This is a genomic window from Acidovorax sp. M14 (assembly GCF_049331375.1).
GTDB lineage: Bacteria > Pseudomonadota > Gammaproteobacteria > Burkholderiales > Burkholderiaceae_C > Acidovorax.
The window spans coordinates 3,486,701-3,508,191 of record NZ_CP186263.1; the positions used below are offsets into that span (position 1 = coordinate 3,486,701).

General features: G+C 63.5%; 19 protein-coding genes. 13 read left to right on the forward strand and 6 right to left on the reverse strand.

What is annotated here, in order from left to right:
* Position 1: 1 nt before the first annotated feature.
* The 6 genes from cyoB to ACOYR4_RS16375 are packed head-to-tail and all read left to right on the forward strand — an operon-like array spanning position 2 to position 5,754.
* Positions 2-2,005, forward strand: coding sequence for a cytochrome o ubiquinol oxidase subunit I (cyoB, locus tag ACOYR4_RS16350; protein WP_422847325.1), 2,004 nt, complete (start codon positions 2-4; stop codon positions 2,003-2,005).
* Positions 1,998-2,633: a cytochrome o ubiquinol oxidase subunit III gene (gene cyoC / locus ACOYR4_RS16355; protein ID WP_422847326.1), complete on the forward strand. Its 636-nt coding sequence runs from the start codon at positions 1,998-2,000 to the stop codon at positions 2,631-2,633. Before cyoB ends, cyoC begins: the two co-directional genes overlap by 8 nt.
* Positions 2,634-3,065 (forward strand): cytochrome o ubiquinol oxidase subunit IV, encoded by a 432-nt coding sequence (gene cyoD / locus ACOYR4_RS16360; RefSeq protein WP_295943103.1) that lies wholly within the window; start codon positions 2,634-2,636, stop codon positions 3,063-3,065.
* Positions 3,065-3,883, forward strand: coding sequence for an SURF1 family protein (locus ACOYR4_RS16365; protein ID WP_422847327.1), 819 nt, complete (start codon positions 3,065-3,067; stop codon positions 3,881-3,883). Before cyoD ends, ACOYR4_RS16365 begins: the two co-directional genes overlap by 1 nt.
* Positions 3,858-5,189 (forward strand): ATP-binding protein, encoded by a 1,332-nt coding sequence (locus ACOYR4_RS16370; RefSeq protein WP_060984686.1) that lies wholly within the window; start codon positions 3,858-3,860, stop codon positions 5,187-5,189. Before ACOYR4_RS16365 ends, ACOYR4_RS16370 begins: the two co-directional genes overlap by 26 nt.
* Before the next feature lie 19 nt (positions 5,190-5,208).
* A complete protein-coding gene (locus ACOYR4_RS16375; protein ID WP_422847328.1) occupies positions 5,209-5,754 on the forward strand; it encodes a response regulator transcription factor in 546 nt (181 codons plus the stop codon).
* A 111-nt stretch (positions 5,755-5,865) separates the two neighbouring features.
* Here the strand turns inward: ACOYR4_RS16375 and sbmA are convergent, their stop codons facing one another.
* The 6 genes from sbmA to ACOYR4_RS16405 all read right to left on the reverse strand — a co-directional run bounded on the left by sbmA (position 5,866) and on the right by ACOYR4_RS16405 (position 15,129).
* Positions 5,866-6,855, reverse strand: coding sequence for a peptide antibiotic transporter SbmA (sbmA, locus tag ACOYR4_RS16380; RefSeq protein WP_422847329.1), 990 nt, complete (start codon positions 6,853-6,855; stop codon positions 5,866-5,868).
* A gap of 150 nt (positions 6,856-7,005) precedes the next feature.
* Entirely contained in the window at positions 7,006-9,561 is a 2,556-nt protein-coding gene (locus ACOYR4_RS16385; protein ID WP_422847330.1) for an ankyrin repeat domain-containing protein, read from the reverse strand.
* 144 nt (positions 9,562-9,705) lie between these two features.
* The gene (gene acnB / locus ACOYR4_RS16390) at positions 9,706-12,297 is read right to left on the reverse strand and encodes a bifunctional aconitate hydratase 2/2-methylisocitrate dehydratase (RefSeq protein ID WP_060984690.1); all 2,592 of its coding nucleotides are present in this window, start codon (positions 12,295-12,297) and stop codon (positions 9,706-9,708) included.
* Between the two features lie 89 nt (positions 12,298-12,386).
* Positions 12,387-13,022, reverse strand: coding sequence for a hypothetical protein (locus tag ACOYR4_RS16395; protein WP_015015050.1), 636 nt, complete (start codon positions 13,020-13,022; stop codon positions 12,387-12,389).
* A 32-nt stretch (positions 13,023-13,054) separates the two neighbouring features.
* The gene (locus ACOYR4_RS16400; RefSeq protein ID WP_422847331.1) at positions 13,055-14,122 is read right to left on the reverse strand and encodes an HpcH/HpaI aldolase/citrate lyase family protein; all 1,068 of its coding nucleotides are present in this window, start codon (positions 14,120-14,122) and stop codon (positions 13,055-13,057) included.
* Positions 14,123-14,142: 20 nt separating this feature from the next.
* Complete coding sequence (locus ACOYR4_RS16405; RefSeq protein WP_015015052.1) at positions 14,143-15,129, reverse strand: malate dehydrogenase; 987 nt, start codon at positions 15,127-15,129, stop codon at positions 14,143-14,145.
* Positions 15,130-15,364: 235 nt separating this feature from the next.
* Here ACOYR4_RS16405 and ACOYR4_RS16410 point away from each other — a divergent pair, with 235 nt between their 5' ends.
* The 7 genes from ACOYR4_RS16410 to ACOYR4_RS16440 all read left to right on the forward strand — a co-directional run bounded on the left by ACOYR4_RS16410 (position 15,365) and on the right by ACOYR4_RS16440 (position 21,437).
* On the forward strand, positions 15,365-16,153 hold the full coding sequence (locus tag ACOYR4_RS16410; protein WP_015015053.1) for a GntR family transcriptional regulator: 789 nt from the start codon (positions 15,365-15,367) through the stop codon (positions 16,151-16,153).
* 133 nt (positions 16,154-16,286) lie between these two features.
* Positions 16,287-16,721, forward strand: a complete 435-nt coding sequence (gene sdhC / locus ACOYR4_RS16415) for a succinate dehydrogenase, cytochrome b556 subunit (protein WP_056064896.1) — start codon at positions 16,287-16,289, stop codon at positions 16,719-16,721.
* 63 nt (positions 16,722-16,784) lie between these two features.
* Positions 16,785-17,150: a succinate dehydrogenase, hydrophobic membrane anchor protein gene (gene sdhD, locus ACOYR4_RS16420; protein WP_015015055.1), complete on the forward strand. Its 366-nt coding sequence runs from the start codon at positions 16,785-16,787 to the stop codon at positions 17,148-17,150.
* A 22-nt stretch (positions 17,151-17,172) separates the two neighbouring features.
* Positions 17,173-18,981 carry a succinate dehydrogenase flavoprotein subunit gene (sdhA, locus tag ACOYR4_RS16425; protein WP_015015056.1) on the forward strand — a complete coding sequence of 603 codons (1,809 nt, stop codon included), beginning with the start codon at positions 17,173-17,175 and terminating at the stop codon, positions 18,979-18,981.
* Positions 18,982-19,002: 21 nt separating this feature from the next.
* Positions 19,003-19,707, forward strand: a complete 705-nt coding sequence (locus ACOYR4_RS16430) for a succinate dehydrogenase iron-sulfur subunit (RefSeq protein WP_015015057.1) — start codon at positions 19,003-19,005, stop codon at positions 19,705-19,707.
* 33 nt (positions 19,708-19,740) lie between these two features.
* Complete coding sequence (locus ACOYR4_RS16435) at positions 19,741-20,067, forward strand: succinate dehydrogenase assembly factor 2 (RefSeq protein WP_015015058.1); 327 nt, start codon at positions 19,741-19,743, stop codon at positions 20,065-20,067.
* A gap of 59 nt (positions 20,068-20,126) precedes the next feature.
* A complete protein-coding gene (locus tag ACOYR4_RS16440) occupies positions 20,127-21,437 on the forward strand; it encodes a citrate synthase (RefSeq protein WP_015015059.1) in 1,311 nt (436 codons plus the stop codon).
* The last annotated feature ends 54 nt before the right edge of the window (positions 21,438-21,491 follow it).

Here is a 21,491-nt window from a genome sequence, read left to right on the forward strand (position 1 = left end):
TATGACCTCCGAAACCCTTTCTCCATCCCACTGGGCGCTGGGCCGCCTGAGCTGGGACGCCGTGCCCATGGCGCACGAGCCCATTGTGTTGTGGACCTTCATTGCCGTGGTCCTGGGCGGCCTCGTCGTCATGGCGGGTATCACCAAATTCCGCCTGTGGGGCCCCCTGTGGCGCGACTGGATCTGCAGCATTGACCACAAACGCATCGGCATCATGTACATGATCCTCGGCCTGGTGATGCTGCTGCGCGGCTTTGCCGACGCGGTAATGATGCGCCTGCAGCAGGCCATGGCGTTTGGCGACAACATGGGATACCTGCCGCCGCACCACTACGACCAGATCTTCACCGCCCACGGCGTGATCATGATCTTCTTCGTGGCGATGCCGCTGGTCACCGGGCTGATGAACTACCTGGTGCCGCTGCAGATCGGCGCGCGCGACGTGTCCTTCCCGTTCCTGAACAACTTCAGCTTCTGGATGACCACGGCGGGCGCCGTGCTGGTGATGGTGTCGTTGTTCCTGGGCGAGTTCTCCACGTCCGGCTGGCTGGCGCTGTCCAACCTGGGGGCGCAGAGCCCGAGCACCGGTCTGGACTACTACATCTGGGCGCTGCAGATCGCCGGGGTGGGCACGACGCTCTCGGGCATCAACCTGATCGTGACCATCATCAAGATGCGCGCGCCAGGCATGAGCCTGATGAAGATGCCCGTGTTTACCTGGACGGCCCTGTGCACCAATGCACTGATCGTGGCGTCCTTCCCCGTGCTGACGGCTGCGCTGGTGCTGATGTCGCTGGACCGCTACGTGGGCACCAACTTCTTCACCAACGAGCTGGGCGGCAACCCCATGCTCTATGTGAACCTGATCTGGATCTGGGGCCACCCTGAGGTCTACATCCTGGTGCTGCCGGCCTTCGGCGTGTTCTCCGAAGTGGTCGCCACGTTCAGCAAGAAGCGCCTGTTCGGCTACACCTCCATGGTGTACGCCACCGTGTGTATCACCATCCTGTCGTACCTGGTGTGGCTGCACCACTTCTTCACCATGGGTTCGGGCGCCAGCGTGAACACCTTCTTCGGTATCACGACGATGATCATCTCGATCCCCACGGGCGCGAAGATCTTCAACTGGCTGTTCACCATGTACAAGGGTCGCATCCGCTTCGAGCTGCCCATGATGTGGACCGTGGCCTTTATGGTGACGTTTGCCATCGGCGGTATGACGGGCGTGCTGCTGGCCGTGCCCCCGGCCGACTTCGTGCTGCACAACAGTCTGTTCCTGATCGCCCACTTCCACAACGTGATCATCGGCGGCGTGGTGTTTGCCATGTTTGCCGGCATCAACTACTGGTTCCCCAAGGCGTTTGGCTACAAGCTGGACCGCACCTGGGGCGTGCGCTCCTTCTGGCTGTGGCTGGTGGGCTTCTGGGTGGCGTTCACGCCGCTGTATGTGCTGGGCCTGATGGGTGTCACCCGCCGTGCCAACCACTTCGAAGACCAGTCGCTGCAGATCTGGTTCGTGATCGCTGCCATCGGCGCGGCCATGATTGCCGCCGGCATTGGGTGCTTCCTGATCCAGCTGGTGGTCAGCTTCCTCAAGCGCGAACAGCTGCGCGACTGGACGGGCGACCCCTGGGACGGCCGCACGCTGGAGTGGGCCACCTCGTCGCCCCCGCCCAACTACAACTTCGCCTTCACCCCTGTGGTGCACGAGATCGACGCCTGGTGGGACATGAAGAAGCACGGGTACAAGCGTCCTCTGGCGGGCTTCCAGCCCATCCACATGCCGGCCAACACCGGCGCTGGCGTGGTGATCTCGGGGCTGTCGCTGGTGTTAGGCTTTGCGCTGATCTGGCACATGTGGCTGCTGGCGGCCGTCTCGTTTGCGGCTGTCGTTCTGGCCGCCATCATCCACACGTTCAACTACAAGCGTGACTTCTACATCCCGGCATCCGAAGTGATCTCCACCGAAGAAGCCCGCACACTCCAACTGGCCCGCCATGTCTGATATCCGCATCCACGCTGGCGCCGCAGCAGGCGCCCTGGCCCCGCGCGAGTACCACCTCGCGCACGAGCCCCATCCTGAAAACGGCACGGCCCTGGGTTTCTGGCTGTACTTGATGAGCGACTGCCTCATCTTTGCAGCGCTGTTCGCCACCTACGGCGTGCTGGGCCGCAGCTATGCCGCAGGCCCCACCGGCGCGCAACTGTTCGACCTGACCCTGGTGGCCATCAACACCGCGTTTCTGCTGCTGTCGTCCATCACCTTCGGTTTTGCCATGCTGCGCAAGCAGCTGGGCGATGTGAAGGGCACACTGTTGTGGCTGGCCATCACGGGCGTGTTTGGCCTGTGCTTCCTGGGCCTGGAACTGTATGAGTTCTCGCACCTGCTGCACGAGGGCGCAGGCCCACAGCGCAGCGCCTTCCTGTCGGCGTTCTTCACGCTGGTGGGCACCCACGGCCTGCACGTCACCTTCGGCCTGATCTGGCTGGTGGTGCTGATGGTCCAGATCGGCAAGCATGGCCTGATCCCCGAAAACAACCGCCGCCTGATGTGCCTGTCCATGTTCTGGCACTTCTTGGACGTGGTCTGGATCGGCGTTTTCACCTTTGTGTACCTGATGGGGGTGCTGTAAATGAGCGCACAACACGCAACACACGCCAACGGTGCGCACGATGCGCATGGGCATGACGATCACCACCACGACGCAGGCCCCCACAGCACCTTTTCGGGCTACATGACGGGGTTTGTGCTGTCCGTCATCCTCACGGCCATTCCCTTCTGGCTGGTGATGGCCAAGGTGATTGCAGACCGCAACACGGCTGTGCTGGTGCTGGGCGGCTTCGCCGTGATTCAGATCCTGGTGCACATGGTGTTCTTCCTGCACATGAACGGCAAGATCGAAGGCGGCTGGACGCTGCTGTCCACTATCTTCACGGTGGTGTTCGTGGCCATCGCCATTGCGGGCACCTTGTGGGTGATGTTCCACATGAATGCCAACATGATGCCGGAGCACCCCACGCCCACACCGCCCACGCACGAGGCGCCCGGACACTCCACGCCCTGATGGACACAGCCCCCACCACCATGGCAGTGCCGCGCCGGGGCTTGCGCCGCGCAGTCCTGCTGGTGCTGGGCATGGCTTTGTTCCTGGGCTTTGTGTCGCTGGGCACCTGGCAGGTCCAGCGCCGCACCTGGAAGCTGGACCTCATCGAAAGGGTGGACCAACGGGTACACGCCGCACCGGTCGCTCTGCCACCGGTAGACCAATGGCCGGGCATCAGTGCCGCACAGCACGAGTACCTGCCGGTGGTCTTTAAGGGCCGCTGGCTGCCCGGCAAGACGGTGGTGGCCCAGGCCGTCACCGAGCTGGGCGCGGGGTTCTGGGTGATGACGGCTCTGCAACAGGACGACGGCACCCAGGTGCTGGTGAACCGGGGCTTTGTGCCCCAGGAGCAACGCGCCCAATGGCTGGAGGCCACCCCCTCCGCTGATGGAACAGCCACCGTCCAGGGGCTGTTGCGGATGACCGAGCCCGGCGGTGGCTTTCTGCGCACCAACGATCCGGCACAGCAGCGCTGGTACTCGCGCGATGTGGCCGCCATCAGCAGCGCGCTGGGTCTGCCCCGGGCGGCTCCGTTTTTTGTGGATGCCGGGCTACCCGGTACCGCAGCGGCTCCTTCAGCCGCCTCTGGCTGGCCCCGCGCTGGCCTGACCGTCATCCGGTTTCACAACAGCCACCTGGTGTACGCCCTGACCTGGTATGGTCTTGCGCTCATGGTTGTCGTTGCCGGCTGGTATGTGGCACGCTATGAGCGCCGCATGGGCGCACGGGCTGCCAGCCGCCTCCCGACCCACGATGAACACCCACCCACCACGCCCTGACCCTGCGCTGGCCACTGCGCCGCGCAACGCACGCTCCGCTGACGCAGCCGCCGGTATCAAGAACCTGCAGCAACTGATTGAGCTGCGTTGGATTGCGGTGGTGGGCCAGGTGTTCACCATCGAGATGGCGCACTACAGCCTGGGCTTGAAGCTGCCGCTGCAGGAGATGCTGCTCGTCGTCGGCTGCCTGGCAGTCTTCAACGTGGTGAGCCTGCTGCGCCTGCGCACGGGCCGCGCGGTGCGCAATGTGGAGCTGTTTCTGGCGCTGCTGATTGACGTGGCAGTGCTCACGGTGCAGCTGTACCTGAGTGGTGGTACCAGCAACCCCTTCGTGTTTTTGTACCTGCTGCAGATCACTCTGGGCGCCGTGCTGCTGCGCGGTGCCTACATCTGGTCCATCGTGATCATCACCGTCCTGTGCTTTGCGGCACTGGCAGACCACCACCTGCCGCTGGCCCTGCCGCAGGACCTGCACCAGGGCCTGTCAAGCCTGTATGTGCTCGGGCTGCTGGTGTGCTTTGTGCTCAACGCCACGCTGGTGATGGTGTTCATCACCCGCATCCACCGCAACCTGCGCGAGCGCGATGCCCGCCTAGCGGCCGCACGCCGGCGCCGCGTGGAAGAAGAGCACATCGTGCGCATGGGCCTGCTGGCGTCGGGGGCCGCACACGAGCTGGGTACGCCCCTGTCCACCCTGGCGGTGATCCTTGGCGACTGGCAGCACGACAAGCGGCTGACCAGCAACGCAGCGCTCAAGGAAGACATTGCCGAGATGCAGACGCAGGTACAGCGGTGCAAGAGCATCGTGAGCGGCATCCTGCTGTCGGCGGGTGAAACGCGCGGCGAGGCGTCGGTGCAGACCACCGTGCGCAAGTTCGTAGATGCGCTGGCCGAGGAATGGCGCAGCACCCGCACGATCCCCCAGTTTGACTACGACAACGACTTCGGCACCGACACGCCCATGGTGTCGGACACCACCCTCAAGCAAATGGTTTTCAATGTACTGGACAATGCACGTGACGCCTCGCCAGGCTGGGTGAGATTGGCGGTCACGCGCAATGCAGATGCCTTGTGCATGACTGTGACCGATGCCGGCCCCGGCTTTGCACCCGACATGTTGTCCAAGCTAGGCACGCCGTACCAGTCCTCCAAGAACCGCCCTGGCGGAGGGTTGGGGCTGTATCTGGTGCTAAATGTCGCCCGCACCCTGGGTGGCAGCGTGGAGGCGCGCAACCGGCCCGAAGGCGGCGCACAGGTGACCATCGAATTGCCCCTGGCCTCGATTGCGCTGCCCCAGAAGGTATGAATGAACGAAAGAACCCACTGTGGACACTGAAGAAGCGCAACGACAGCTGCTGATCGTCGAAGACGACGAAGCCTTTGCGCGCACGCTGGCCCGCTCGTTTGAACGGCGCGGCTACAGCGTGTTGCAGGCAGCCAGCCTGGCCGACGTGGAGGTGTTGCTGGAGCAGTACCAGCCCGGCTATGCGGTGGTGGACCTGAAGCTCAAGGGTGAGGCCTCCGGTCTGGCCTGTGTGCAGACGTTGCACGCTGCGGACGAAGATATGCTGATCGTGGTGCTCACGGGTTTTGCGAGCATTGCCACCGCTGTGGAAGCTGTGAAGCTAGGCGCCTGCCACTATCTCGCCAAGCCCTCCAACACGGACGACATCGAAGCGGCATTTGGCCTCAGGGAAGGCAATGCCGAGGTGGAGTTGACCAACCGCTCCAGTTCCATCAAGACGCTCGAATGGGAACGCATCAACGAGGTGCTGGCAGAAACGGGCTTCAACCTGTCGGAGGCCGCGCGGCGCCTGGGCATGCACCGCCGCACCCTCACGCGCAAGCTTGAAAAGAAGCAGGTGCGCTAGCGCCAGCGGCCTTGGAGCAGCCCTCTCCTGCGTCGTTACTCGGCCATCCAGGTGGAGCACAGTCTGTGCGTCCACCATGACCATGCGCCCCCGTAGGTTTCTGAACCGCACTCAGGCAGCCTCAGGTTCTGCCTTGAGCATCTGCTGCTCGAAAGCGCGCAAGCGCTTGTAGATCGAGATCTGCTCCACCACCGTGCTCCAGTTCAGCACCAGAAACTGGAACGACTCCAGCACCTTGTCAAAGGCCCGGGCAATCTGCTGCATCACCCCCAGGGTGATCACCCCCGCGATCAGCGTGGGGCCCAACGCCACCAGGGGCACCAGCACACTCACCTGCAGGTAGGACCACTTCACCACATCGAAGTACAGGTAATGGAAAAACAGCCGGAAGTAGTTGCGGCGCACGCCTGCGAACAGCTCGGCCGCCGTGGGGGGAGAAGCCCGGGTCGGGTCATCCTCGCCCAATACCAGCTCCTTGCGGTACGCCGCCTCGACCCGCTGATTGTGAAACTCCAGCCCTGGCAGCTTCACGCCCACGCAGGCCAGCAGCAGCGTGCCCCCCAAAGACCAGGCCAGAGCGACCCAGACCAGGGAATGCGGAACGGCACCGATGAGGGGCAGCGCAGTGACTTTTTCGGACAGCGTCCACAGCACCGGCAGAAAGGCCCCGAGCGTCATGAGGCTGCGCATAAAGCTCAGGCCCAGGTCCTCCATGGTGCGGGCGAAACGCATGGTGTCCTCCTGCACACGCTGTGCCGCGCCCTCGATGTGCCGCAGGCGTGGCCAGGCCGCCATGTAGTGCTCATTCATCGCCTGGCGCCAGCGGAAGATGTAGTGTTTGCTGAAAAAATCCACCAGCACCGCCGTCGTCACATAGATCATGGCGATACGTGCAAAGGTCGAAAGCTGCCCCCAGAACTGCTCTGCGGTAATGCTGCCGGGCTTGCCCAGAGCCTCTTGGATCAGGTCGTAAAAGCTGCCGAACCAGTCGTTGATCTGCACGTCCAGCTGCACACGGTAAGCGGTGGCCAGAAGAATGACGACAGAACCGAGGAGTGACCAGGCCCACCAGCGGCGGGCGAAAAAGAAGGACTTGAACATCGTGGTGCCGTGTTGGAATGGTTCTGCGAATTCTGAGTGCCGCACGCAATGATCGTTCCGCGGCAAACAATGCCGCCGGCCATCCGCCTAAAGTGCAGACACCGGCCAATCAGCCTTCGCACCGAGCGCAGACCCGGCGCCAGCCTCTGGCTAGCGCGGCCGGGCCCTTTGCTCCAGCCATTCCTGAGCCGCCTGCTGCCCACCCCAGCGAGCCCAATCCAACGCGCTCTTTCCGTGCGGGTCTTTCTGCGAAAGATCCACCCCCTGTTCATCCAGCCAACGCAGCACGGCCACCTGTCCTTTGGCTGCGGCCAGCATGGCGGGGGTCTCGCCCCGGCTGGCGGGGGCGGGTTCGGTCAGCGATTGCCCTTGCTCTTTGAGCCAATCCAGGCACGGCACGCAGCCGCTTTGCGCGGCCATGTGCACGGGGCCCCAGTCCCAGCGGTTGCGGGCTTGCAGGCTGGCACCTGCCTGCACCAGGCGTTGCGCCACCACCAGATGGCCGCCATAAAAGGCCCGCAGCAGGGCCGTGTCACCACGCTCACTGTCTTTGGCGGTCTGCCGCAAATCGGGCTGGGCCCCAGCCTGCAACAGCGCCTCCACATGCGCCAGCTGCCCTCGGTGGGCGGCCAGCATCAGCACGGAGGAGCCGGTGTCTGCCAGCAGGTTGGGGTTGGCGCCGTCGTGCAGGGCCTGAGTCAGTGCGGTGGCATCGCCCGCATTCTGAGCGTCCATGAGGCGGGCATCTGCAGGCGCCCAAATGCGCGATGAGGCAACCGGCGCAGGGGCTTGCAGCACTGCGCTGCGACCTGCCCCCCACACCGCACGCCCGCCATGGGCCCACCAAACGAGCAAGCCAAAGGCCAAGAGCCATGCCCAGCAACCCCAGGCTGGGCGTGAATGGGCAGCCACCTGGGGCCGCTGCGCCCCTGGCGTGAAGCGTCCCCGCCTATCCAGCCACGCACGGGCCACGGCCTGGCCCACGGCCTGCGCGGCAGCTGTGCCGCTCAGCCCGGGTGTCAGCGTTTGCGAATGCCCTGACGCATCCTTGCCCAGCACCGCGTGGTAGGCCTGGGTCCCCGCCGTGAACTGCAGCTTGTGCACCAGCGACTGGCTGGATTCGCCTGGCAACGTTGCCACGCGAGACCAAACCCAAGAGCCGCGACGCACGACCAGGCCATTGTCCTGCACCCGCAGCGTCCACCGCCGGGTGGCGACATGCAAGGCCCAGGCGGGCAGCACCAATAGAGCCAACCAACCCCAAAAGCCGCTCGGCAGCACCAGGGCGCCCGGCTGGATGCGGTCGTTCACCCACCACTCCAGCGCCAGCAAAGCCAGGGCCACCGCCGCGGACCAGCGCCAAGCGGTCTGCTTGAACGCGAGGGACCAGGCGTCTGGTGTCTCGGTCAAACGCACGCCAGGGGGAATAAAGCCTGGGGATTCAGCGGACTTACCTATGCCCGGAGAATCCAACGGCGGAGAGGCGGCATCGCGCCCTAAGCCGGGTGGCTCGATGGGGACTTCCTGCACCCACTGTGCCCGCCGATCAAAGCGGTCTGGCACCGAAGCAGCCTCCGCCCAGGACGGGGTGGAGGCCTCGACCGCCAAGTCATACGCCAGCTCCAGCGCACCATCAGCACGCACCAGTTCCAGCCGCCAGTCCACCCGCTCGCCACCGCGCCGCGCACTGTGGGTGGGGGCGTCATCAGGCAGGTCAAAACGCGCTACCAGTCGCATGCCGCCCTCGCCCGTCGGCTGGCGCCGAGCCGTGGCCTGCAGCACCTCCACCTGGCGCTCGGGCGAGCCGGAGCTGGATTCGTCCACACGGTATTGCGCCACTTGCAGGCGCATGTTTTCAGCCCCAGCTTGCTGCACAGCCCGCGCAGGCAGCACCAGCGTGATTTCGACAGAACGCCCCGCCGTGGGCCGCGATGGCAGGGCCGTCATACCAACCCCGTGGTAGCGCCAGGCCTTGCGGCTGTTCTGCCAAGCAGCAGCGACCAAGCCCACGCCGATCACCACAAAGACGCCCATGAAGCCCTTGACCCACCAGGGCCCTTTGCCGTCCGACCAGAACAAGGCGGCCATGGGGAAAGCGATGCCACACCAGAACAACGCGAAGAACCACAACGCCCCCTGCCCCTTGGCCAGGGAATGCGTTGGCTCCAGGTCGGGCACATCGTCCTGGGGGCGCCTTAAGATGCGCAGAAACATCCATGCAGCAGTCACCCCGACGCCGGTGAACACCAGGGCAAACGGCAGCCGAAAAATTTGCAGCCGCCAGCGGATGCTGCGGTCCAGCAGGGCTTGGGCCGGGGCTTGTGGGTTGACCCAGGCGGTGATGGATTCGCCCCGCTCCTGCGCTTGGCGCAGGGTGCGGTGCCATTGCGCCTGCCAGTCGCCGACATTGTCAGCACGGGAGTTCGGGTCCAGCCCCACGCGCTGCGCTTCGTACGTTTGGCCCGCCACGGCGTAGCGGTACCGGGCCAGCACCTGGTAGGCGGTGCCCCCTTCGCTGCCCGCGTGCTGCTTCAGTTGCACATCCAGCACCTGGGCTGGTACAGGCTGCCATGAGCGCACCGTCCAGGCTGCCTGCGCCGTTTCGGCCAAGGGGCGCAAACCTGCCCAATACCCGCCAGCACCGAACACCACCGCAAAGATGGCGCAGAAAACCAGCAAAACCCCTCGTCCCATTGTGTTGCCCATGGCTCCCTCCTTTTATTGTTGTTGTGGATGTCTTGTTATGGGCTCCAGCATAGTGACGAATGGATGACGTTTGTGTGACACCCAAGGCGGGCCAAAAAAAAGCGGCCCCTGAGGGCCGCTTCTGTTGCGCAAAGAACGCGAGGATCAGGCGGTGACGCCCTTGGCGGTTTCTGCGTACTCTTCGATCTGGTCGAAGTTCAGGTACTTGTAGATCGACGCGCCGTCCTTGTTCACGATGCCCATGGCTTCGTGGTATTCGGCCACTGTGGGGATCTTGCCCAGCTTGGAAGCGATGGCGGCCAGCTCGGCGGAGGCCAGGAACACGTTGGTGTTCTTGCCCAGGCGGTTGGGGAAGTTGCGGGTGGAGGTGGACACCACCGTAGCGCCTTCGCGCACCTGCGCCTGGTTGCCCATGCACAGCGAGCAGCCGGGCATTTCAGTGCGAGCACCGGCGGCACCAAAGTTGGCGTAATGGCCTTCCTTGATCAGTTCGCTCTCGTCCATCTTGGTGGGCGGTGCCACCCACAGCTTGACGGGGATGTCACGGCTACCGCCGAGCAGCTTGGCGGCTGCGCGGAAGTGGCCGATGTTGGTCATGCAAGAGCCGATGAAGGCTTCATCGATCTTGGTGCCAGCCACTTCCGACAGGGTTTTGGCGTCGTCCGGATCGTTGGGGCAGCAGAGGATGGGTTCCTTGATGTCGGCCAGATCGATCTCGATGACGGCGGCGTATTCCGCATCCTTGTCAGCTTCGAGCAGGTTGGGGTTGGCCAGCCAGGCCTCGACCTTCTCGATGCGGCGCTGCAGCGTGCGGGCGTCTGCGTAACCGTCGGCGATCATGTTCTTCATCAGCACCACGTTGCTGGTCAGGTATTCCTTGACCGGCTCGGGGTTGAGCTTGATGGTGCAACCAGCGGCAGAGCGTTCTGCAGAGGCGTCGGACAATTCAAACGCTTGTTCAACCTTCAGGTTGGGCAGGCCTTCGATTTCGAGGATGCGGCCCGAGAAGATGTTCTTCTTGCCCGCCTTGGCCACCGTCAGCAGACCGGCCTTGATCGCATACAGAGGAATGGCATGCACCAGGTCGCGCAGCGTCACGCCCGGCTGCATTTCGCCCTTGAAACGCACCAGCACCGACTCGGGCATGTCCAGAGGCATCACGCCCGTAGCGGCGCCGAAGGCCACCAGGCCAGAGCCTGCGGGGAAAGAAATACCGATGGGGAAACGCGTGTGCGAGTCGCCGCCCGTACCCACGGTGTCAGGCAGCAGCAGGCGGTTGAGCCAGCTGTGGATCACGCCGTCGCCAGGACGCAGGGCCACACCACCACGGTTGCTGATGAACGCGGGCAGTTCGCGGTGGGTCTTCACGTCCACGGGCTTGGGGTAGGCCGCCGTGTGGCAGAACGACTGCATGACCAGATCGGCCGAGAAGCCCAGGCAGGCCAGGTCTTTCAGCTCGTCGCGGGTCATCGGACCGGTGGTGTCTTGCGAGCCCACGGTCGTCATCTTGGGTTCGCAGTAGGTACCGGGGCGCACGCCCTGGCCTTCTGGCAGACCCACGGCGCGGCCCACCATCTTCTGAGCGAGGGTGAAGCCGGCCTTCGAAGCGGCAGGTGCCTGGGGCAGGCGGAACAGCGTGGAGGCTGGCAGGCCCAGGAACTCGCGGGCCTTGGCCGTGAGCGAACGGCCGATGATGAGGTTGATACGGCCGCCCGCCCGCACTTCGTCAAACAGCACATCGCTCTTGAGCTTGAACTCGGCCACGGTGGCGCCGTTCTTCACGATCTTGCCGTCGTAGGGCAGGATGTCGACCACGTCGCCCATTTCGAGCTTGGACACATCGACTTCAATCGGCAGCGAGCCCGAGTCTTCTTGCGTGTTGAAGAAGATGGGAGCGATCTTGCCGCCCAGGGTCACACCGCCAAAACGCTTGTTCGGCACGAACGGGATGTCCTGGCCAGTGGCCCAGATCACGCTGTTGGTGGCCGACTTGCGGCTGGAGCCGGTGCCCACCACGTCGCCCACGTAGGCCACGAGGTTGCCCTTCTTCTTGAGGTCTTCGATGAACTGCATCGGACCGCGCTTGCCATCTTCCTCGGGCTTGAACGCCGCATCGGGGCGGGTGTTCTTCAGCATAGCGAGGTAGTGCAGCGGGATGTCGGGGCGGCTCCAGGCATCCGGCGCGGGCGACAGGTCGTCGGTGTTGGTTTCGCCAGGCACCTTGAACACGGTGACCGTGATCTTCTTTTCGACTTCAGGACGGGTGGTGAACCACTCGGCATCGGCCCAGCTCTTGATGACTTCCTGCGCCTTGGCGTTGCCCGCCTTGGCCTTGGCGGCGACGTCATTGAAGAAGTCGAACATCAACAGGGTCTTCTTCAGGCCTTCTGCGGCCACGCCGGCCACTTCGGCATCGTCGAGCAATTCGATCAGCGGGTGCACGTTGTAGCCGCCCACCATGGTGCCCAGCAGTTCCGTGGCCTTGGCCTTGGAGATCAGGCCCACCTTGATGTCGCCATGCGCCACGGCCGCCAGAAAGCTGGCCTTGACCTTGGCAGCGTCGTCCACACCCGGTGGCACGCGATGGGTCAGCAGATCCAGCAGGAAGGCCTCTTCACCGGCGGGTGGGTTCTTAATCAGTTCGATCAGTTCAGCCACCTGCTTTGCGTCCAGGGGCAGGGGCGGGATACCCAGTGCAGCGCGTTCGGCAGCATGGTCTCGGTAGGCTTTCAACATTATTTTCTCCAGTTGCGTTCTAAAGTGGGGCGTAGGGTGTGGCGGCGGGCTCGGCACACACCGGTCGTTGAGAGGTGCGCGCGATCTTTTTATTTGGCAGCGGGCAGCGGGTCCAGCACGCTCACGGGTGGGTTCTTCTTGATGGCTTCAGCCACTACGACCTGCTCGGGACTCATGCACTCGTCAGCCAAGCGCTGACCCGCGCGCTGGTTCATCAGCATGGACTTGTTGGCGATCTGCAGCCACACGGCGCCGCCCTTGGCGTCCTCCAGACGCACCGTGCCTGTGGTCGTGGCCACCGGCGACATGTAGTACTTGAAACCCTTGCCTTCCACGTGGAAGTGGCCGGGGGTTGCGGGGTCTGCGGTCACCGTGACAAAAGCGCCCAGTTCGCAGGGCATGCGCCCCACATGGACGCGCTCGGCAATCGCCAGTTCGGCGGGCGACAGGGCTGCTTCGGCAGCAATGATGCCGGCCGCCACCTGGTTGGTGGCGCTCTTCAGCTGGGTGCGGCTGCTGGTGGGTTCGGCCTTGGCATGGCTCTTGGCAGGAGCCTTGGCCGCGGTCTTGCCCTCTGCAGGCTTGGCAGCCGTCTTGGCGGCTGGCTTGGCTGCGGGTTTGGCGGCAGCCTTGGTGTCGGACTTGGCCGCTGGCTGGGCAGTTGTTTGCGCCAGGGCGAAGGCCGGGGCCAGCAGCATGAGGGCGGAGGCAATGACGAATTTCATAGGATGTCCTGCGTGGAAATGTCCAGGGGTGTTCACGATGGAACGAAAGCGGATGTGTCAAACCATTGACGCACCGCCAAGGGTAGCGCGCGCCCGGTACGGTGGGCGCGCTCCAAAATTTGCCAATAGAAGCGGTAGCTGGCCCGGTCGTGCAATACCCCATCCACACTGATAGGGGCCCAGTCAGCCAACGCTGCCGCCGCAATGATCCGGGATGCGGTGTCGATATCGTCCTGCTGGGGGGCAAAGGCCTGCAGGATGGTGCGGATCTGCGCCGGATGGATGCTCCACATCCGGGTGTAGCCCAGCTCGCGCGATGCGCGGCCGACAGCACCTTGCAGGGCCGCCATGTCCGAAAACTCGGTGACCACACAATGGGACGGCACCTTGCCATGCGCGTGGCAGGCCGAGGCGATTTCGAGCTTGGCTCGCACCACCAGCGGGTGCGTGAACTGCCCGGCAGAGGTCATGGCCTGCGCGGGAATGGCGCCGCCATGGGCCGACACAAAATCCATGAGCCCGAAACTCAGGCTCTGCACGCGGGGGTGGGCCGCGATTTCAAACGCACGCTGCACGGCAGCGGGAGACTCGATCAACACGTGCAAAGGCACATGGGCCGCCGACGCGCGCTCCAGCGCACGTTCAGCCAGCAGAACATCGTCTACCGACTCGACCTTGGGAATCATGATGTGGCACAGCCTGTGCCCCGCCTCGCCTGCAATGGTGGCGACGTCGTTGGCAAATGCAGGGTGGTCTACCGCATGAACGCGGGCCGCAACCCGTGCGCCCGGGGCTGCATTCAGTGCCAGGCTTGCCACCAACGCTGCATGCGCGGACTCCAGCCCGACAGGGGCCCCGTCTTCGCAATCGAGGGTGACATCAAAGACGCAGGTGCCAAACTCCTGCGCCATCTCGGCCTGCAATTGCAGGCTCTTGCGCATGCGCGCTTCGACGCCGCTGTAGTGGTCGCAAACCGGAAGAAAACCGGTCTGCGCCTGGGCGCCGAGCAATACATCACGCGGATGGACAGACGCAGCGCCCTGCCCCGGTGCGGGGGCTTGGGCGGCCCGAAGGCCCGATGCCACAGGCGTCGGCTGCATTGCGTCGTTCACCAGCTTGTTTACAGCAGGTGCTTGACGCCGTCTTGCTCGCCTTGCAGTTCGGCCAGCGTGATGTTGATGCGCTCTTGCGAGAACGCGTCGATGTCCAGACCTTCAACGATCTTGTACTCGCCGTTTTCGCAAGTCACGGGGAAGCCGAACATCACGTCCTTGGGAATGCCGTATTCGCCATTGGATGGAACACCCATGGTGACCCACTTGCCGTTGGTGCCCAGGGCCCAGTCGCGCATGTGGTCGATGGCGGCATTGGCTGCAGACGCCGCCGACGACAGGCCACGGGCTTCGATGATGGCTGCGCCACGCTTGCCCACGGTGGGCAGGAACGTGTTGGCGTTCCATTCCTGGTCGTTGATCATCTTGGCCACGCTTTCGCCCTTGATGGTGGCAAAGCGGTAGTCGGCGTACATCGTGGGCGAGTGGTTGCCCCACACGGTCAGCTTCTCGATGTCAGCCACGGCCTTGCCGGTCTTGGCAGCGATCTGGCTGGCAGCACGGTTGTGGTCCAGGCGCAGCATGGCGGTGAAGTTCTTGCGTGGCAGGTCAGGGGCCGACTTCATGGCGATGTAGGCATTGGTGTTGGCAGGGTTGCCCACCACCAGCACCTTCACGTCACGCGATGCCACTGCGTTCAGGGCCTTGCCCTGTGCCGTGAAGATGGCGCCGTTGACAGCCAGCAGCTCGGCACGCTCCATGCCGGGGCCACGGGGGCGCGAACCGACCAGCAGTGCGTAGTCAGCGTCCTTGAACGCGGTCATGGGGTCGCTGTGGGCGGTCATTTCGACGAGCAGCGGGAAGGCGCAGTCGTCCAGTTCCATCATCACGCCCTTGAGCGCTTTTTGAGGACCTTCGACAGGCACTTCGAGCAATTGCAGGATGACCGGCTGGTCCTTGCCCAGCATTTCGCCGGAGGCGATACGGAACAGCAGGGCGTAACCGATTTGACCGGCGGCGCCGGTGACAGCGACGCGAACGGGCTTCTTGCTCATGGTGAAAACTCCAGGAAGTGAGGAAAACAGGTGTGAGTGCAACGCAAGCACCAGCGCCTGTCACCAGTAGCCCGTGCCCCGCAAAACAGCATTGGAGTTTACCCCTGTTTGGACACCTCGGTCAATTTGTCTTATGTCTTATATAAGATATGATTGCAACCCGTTTGTCGTCCGATTGTCATGGGGCAACCGCACTGCCGCACCACAGCACACGCACAACCTACACACCCACACCATGTCATCGCTTCCGTTCGCAGCCGACAACCCCGCCGCTCCGCAAGGCGCTGCGGGCGTCGCCACGCCAGCGTTCAGCCCGCTGTACCAGCAGATCAAGGGGCTGATCCTGCAGAGCCTGCAACAGGGTGAATGGAAGCCTGGCGAGGCCATCCCAAGCGAAATGGAGCTGGCCGCGCGCTTTCGCGTCAGCCAGGGCACGGTGCGCAAGGCCATTGACGAACTGGCCGCCGAAAACCTGGTGATGCGCCGGCAGGGCAAAGGCACTTTTGTGGCCACCCACGCCGAGCAACATGTGCAGTACCGCTTTCTGAAGCTGCTTCCCGACACCGGAGATGCCCGCGTGGAGGGCCCTGCGCAGCGCCGCGTGATCGATTGCCGCCGTGTGCGCGCCAACGCCGATGTGGCCCGTGCTCTGGCCTTGCGCAGTGGCGATGCCGTCATGCAGGCCCGGCGCATTCTGTCTTTCGCGGGAGTGCCCACCATTCTGGAAGACATCTGGCTGCCCGGCCAGGCCTTCAAGGGCCTCACAGCAGAACAGCTTGCCAATTACCAAGGGCCGACTTACGCAATGTTTGAACTCGACTTTGGCGTGCGCATGGTGCGGGCCGAAGAGAAAATCCGCGCCGTGCTGCCCGACGAAGAACAGGCCCAGTTGCTGCAAATCACCCCCGTCACGCCGCTGCTGAGCGTCGAGCGCATTGCTTACACCTATAACGATGTTCCCATGGAGTTACGCCGGGGGCTGTATCGCACCGATACCCACCACTACCGTAATGAATTGAGCTGACAGCAGGCTGGCACCCGAGCATTAACGTCGAAAATTTCAAGCCCGGCTAAACCCTTGTGTTGCGTTGCAATAGAATTTTGTGTTCTTTGCATCTTCAAATTACAAAGCAGTTACATCCACGAAAGCACCAGAAATGACAGAACTAGCCAAAAAACGGCCTGAATTCCGCAACATCAATGCCTTCAAGGACTTGACGACCTACCGCATGACGCCTGCCGCGTGGGTTTCGATCTTGCACCGCGCCAGCGGACTGATCATGTTCCTGCTGCTGCCTTTCATCATCTGGATGTTCGACACCTCGGTGTCTTCCGAAATCTCGTTCGCCAAATTCTCGGCGGCCTTCAACATCGGCATCGGCTTTGTGCCCGGCTGGTTCATCAAGCTGGTCGCTCTGGCGCTGATCTGGGCCTACCTGCACCACTTCACGGCCGGCCTGCGCCACCTGTGGATGGACGTGAGCCACAGCGCCGTAAACAAGCAATTTGGCAAAAGCTCCGCACTGACCGTTCTGGTCATCAGCATCGGGCTGGCCCTGGTGCTGGGCGCCAAGCTGTTCGGCCTGTACTGATCAACCCACAAAAACGGCGGCCGCTGTAAGTCAGCGCCTGTTGAAGAACGAGAGGAAATTTCCATGTCCGTCAATTACGGTTCCAAGCGCGTCGTCGTCGGCGCCCACTATGGTCTGCGCGACTGGCTCAGCCAGCGCGTCACGGCAGTCCTGATGGCGCTGTTCACCCTGGCCCTGCTGGCCCAGGTCATCTTTTCCAAAGGCCCCATCGGCTACGACAAATGGGCGGGCATCTTCTCGGCCCAATGGATGAAGGTACTGACCTTCTCCGTGATCGTCGCGATCGCCTGGCATGCGTGGGTCGGCCTGCGCGAAGTCCTGATGGACTACATCAAGCCCGTGGGCCTGCGCCTGGCACTGCAAGTGTTCAGCATCGTCTGGCTGGTCAGCTGCGCCGGCTGGGGCATCCAGGTTCTGTGGCGTCTCTGATTCCCGCGATTGAAGGTACACAATGAGCTACACACAAGCCAACATCACCAAGCGCAAGTTTGACGTCATCATCATCGGGGCCGGCGGCTCCGGCATGCGGGCATCCCTGCAACTGGCCCGCGCGGGCCTGAACGTTGCGGTTCTCTCCAAGGTCTTCCCCACCCGTTCGCACACCGTGGCGGCCCAGGGCGGCATCGGCGCGTCGCTGGGCAACATGTCCGAGGACAACTGGCACTACCACTTCTACGACACCATCAAGGGTTCCGACTGGCTCGGCGACCAGGATGCCATCGAGTTCATGTGCCGCGAGGCCCCCAAGGTCGTGTACGACCTGGAACACATGGGCATGCCGTTTGACCGCAACACCGACGGCACGATCTACCAGCGCCCGTTCGGCGGCCACACGGCCAACTACGGCGAAAAGCCCGTGCAACGCGCTTGCGCTGCGGCCGACCGCACCGGCCACGCCATGCTGCACACGCTGTACCAGCAAAACGTCAAGGCCCGCACCAACTTCTTCGTGGAGTGGATGGCCCTGGACCTGATCCGCGACGCCGACGGCGACGTGGTGGGCGTAACGGCGCTGGAAATGGAAACCGGCGACCTGCACATCCTCGAAGCCAAGACCACGCTGCTGGCCACCGGCGGCGCAGGCCGCATCTTTGCGGCATCGACCAACGCCTTCATCAACACCGGTGACGGCCTGGGCATGGCCGCACGTGCCGGCATTCCGCTGGAAGACATGGAGTTCTGGCAGTTCCACCCCACCGGCGTGGCCGGCGCGGGCGTACTGCTGACCGAAGGCTGCCGGGGTGAAGGCGCCATCTTGCTCAACAGCAACGGCGAACGCTTCATGGAGCGCTATGCGCCCACGCTGAAGGACCTGGCACCGCGCGACTTCGTGTCCCGCTCGATGGACCAGGAAATCAAGGAAGGCCGTGGCTGTGGTCCCAACAAGGACTACGTGCTGCTCAAGCTCGACCACCTGGGAGCAGACACCATCCACAAGCGCCTGCCTTCGGTGTACGAAATCGGCGTCAACTTCGCCAACGTGGACATCACAAAGGAACCGATCCCTGTCGTGCCCACCATCCACTACCAGATGGGTGGCATTCCCACCAACATCAACGGCCAGGTCGTGGTGCAGCAAGGCGGCAACGACAACCTGGTGGTCAACGGCCTGTACGCAGTGGGCGAATGCTCTTGCGTCAGCGTGCACGGCGCCAACCGCCTGGGCACCAACTCGCTGCTGGACCTGCTGGTGTTCGGCCGCGCGGCTGGCAACCACATCGTTGAGTTCAACGACAAGAACAAGAACCACAAGCCCCTGCCCAAGGACGCGGCCGACCGCACCCTGGAGCGCCTCAACCGCCTGCAAGGCGCGAGCAGCGGCGAATACGCCCAAGACGTGGCCAACGACATCCGCGCCAGCATGCAGCTGCACGCCGGCGTGTTCCGCACGCAAGCGAGCATGGACGAAGGCGTCAAGAAGATTGCCGAGCTGCGCAACCGCGTGAACAGCGTGGGCCTGAAGGACCACTCCAAGGTGTTCAACACCGCCCGCATCGAAGCGCTGGAAGTCGAGAACCTGATCGAAGCCGCGCAAGCCACCATGGTGTCTGCAGCTGCCCGCAAGGAATGCCGTGGCGCCCACACGGTGAGCGACTACGAGCGCCCCGCAGACGACCCAGTGGCACCGCTGGGCCGCGACGATGCCAACTGGATGAAGCACACCCTGTGGCACAGCGAGAGCAACAGCCTGACCTACAAGCCCGTCAAACTCAAACCCCTGACCGTGGACTCAGTTCCGCCCAAGGTTCGCACGTTCTAAACGGATACAGGAGCACCCACCATGGCAAAACGCACCTTCCAAATCTACCGCTACGATCCTGACAAGGACGCCAAGCCCTACATGCAGACCGTCGAAGTCGAACTCGACGGCAGCGAACGCATGCTGCTGGACGCCCTGATGAAGCTCAAGGCGCAAGACCCCACGCTGTCGTTCCGCCGCTCCTGCCGCGAAGGCGTTTGTGGCTCGGACGCCATGAACATCAACGGCAAGAACGGCCTGGCCTGCCTGACCAACATGAACACGCTGCCCGGCACCGTGGTCCTGAAGCCCCTGCCCGGCCTGCCCGTCATCCGCGACCTGATCGTGGACATGACGCAGTTCTTCAAGCAGTACAACTCCATCAAGCCCTACCTCGTCAACGACAACGTGCCGCCCGAAACCGAGCGCCTGCAGTCGCCTGAAGAGCGCGAAGAGCTGAACGGCCTGTACGAGTGCATTCTGTGCGCCAGCTGCTCGACCAGCTGCCCCAGCTTCTGGTGGAACCCCGACAAGTTCGTGGGCCCCGCTGGTCTGCTGCAAGCCTACCGCTTCATCGCCGACAGCCGCGACGAAGCCACCACGGAGCGCCTGGACAACCTGGAAGACCCGTACCGCCTGTTCCGCTGCCACACCATCATGAACTGCGTGGACGTGTGCCCCAAGGGTCTGAACCCCACCCGGGCCATCGGCAAGATCAAGGAACTGATGGTGCGCCGCGCCATCTGAGCGCGGCCCGTTCATCGTCCAGCACCCCGGTCCATGCAAACGACGTCCACCCCATCCATCGCGCCAGAAGCGGCTTCGCCGCTGCTGGACGAACGCGAGCTGAGCAAGCTGCACTGGCGCTGCCGGCGCGGCCTGCTGGAGAACGACTTGTTCATCGAGAAGTTCTTCCACCGCTTCGAATCGACGCTGACGCAGCGCCATGCGCAAGGCCTCAACGCGTTGATGGATCTGGCGGACAACGACCTGCTGGACCTGCTGCTGCGGCGGCGAGAGCCCTCGGGCGACCAAGACACACAAGAAGCGCGTGAAGTGCTCGGCATGCTGAGACAAAGCGGTGGCGCCACGGCAGTGCATGCCTGACACCCGGCCCTCGCACCAAGACCGGATTCGTATCGGCAACCTACCCAAGGAAAGTAACAATGAAGCTAGCTGACAACAAAGCCACCCTGTCGTTCAGTAACGGCAGCCCCAGCGTGGACCTGCCGGTCTATCAGGGCAGCATCGGCCCGGACGTCATCGACATCCGCAAGCTGTATGCGCAGACGGGCATGTTCACCTATGACCCGGGCTTCCTGTCCACAGCAGCCACCCAGTCGGCCATCACCTACATCGATGGCGACAAGGGCGAGTTGCTGTACCGCGGCTACCCCATTGAGCAGCTGGCCGAAAACTGCGACTTCCTGGAAACCTGCCACCTGCTGCTGTACGGCGATCTGCCCAACGCAGCCCAGAAGGCCGACTTCACCAGCCGCGTGACCAACCACACCATGGTCAACGAGCAGATGCAGTTCTTCCTGCGTGGCTTCCGCCGCGACGCGCATCCCATGGCTGTGCTGACCGGTCTGGTGGGCGCTCTGTCGGCCTTCTACCACGACAGCACGGACATCAACAATCCGCAGCACCGCGAGATCGCCGCTATCCGCCTGATCGCCAAGATGCCTACCCTGGTCGCTATGGCCTACAAGTACGGCATGGGCCAGCCCTACATGTATCCGCAGAACCACCTGAGCTATGCAGGCAACTTCCTGCGCATGATGTTCGGTACGCCCTGCGAAGAGTACAAGGTCAACCCCGTGCTGGAACGCGCGCTGGACCGCATCTTCATCCTACACGCTGACCACGAGCAGAACGCCTCGACCTCCACCGTGCGTCTGTGCGGCTCGTCGGGCACCAACCCGTTCGCTGCCATCGCCGCTGGCGTGGCCTGCCTGTGGGGCCCTGCCCACGGCGGCGCCAACGAAGCAGCCCTCAACATGCTGTACGACATCCAGGCCCAAGGCGGCGTGGAAAAGATCGGCGACTTCATCAAGCAGGTCAAGGACAAGAACTCCGGCGTCAAGCTCATGGGCTTTGGCCACCGCGTGTACAAGAACTACGACCCCCGCGCCAAGCTCATGCAAGAGACTTGCAATGAAGTGCTGGCCGAGCTGGGCCTGGAAAACGACCCGCTGTTCAAGCTGGCCAAGGAACTGGAAAAGATCGCCCTGGAAGACGACTACTTCGTGCAGCGCAAGCTCTACCCGAACGTGGACTTCTACTCCGGCATCGTGCAGCGTGCCATCGGCATCCCGGTGAACCTGTTCACCGGCATCTTCAGCCTGGCCCGCACCGTGGGCTGGATCGCCCAGCTGAACGAAATGATCGGCGACCCCGAGTACAAGATCGGCCGCCCCCGCCAGCTGTTCACCGGCTCCGTGCGCCGCGACGTGCCTCCCCTCGCCAGCCGCTGATCGGTGCGGCGCACTGCGCCGTACGCTCCCAACCAAAAAGCCCGCAGGCAATGC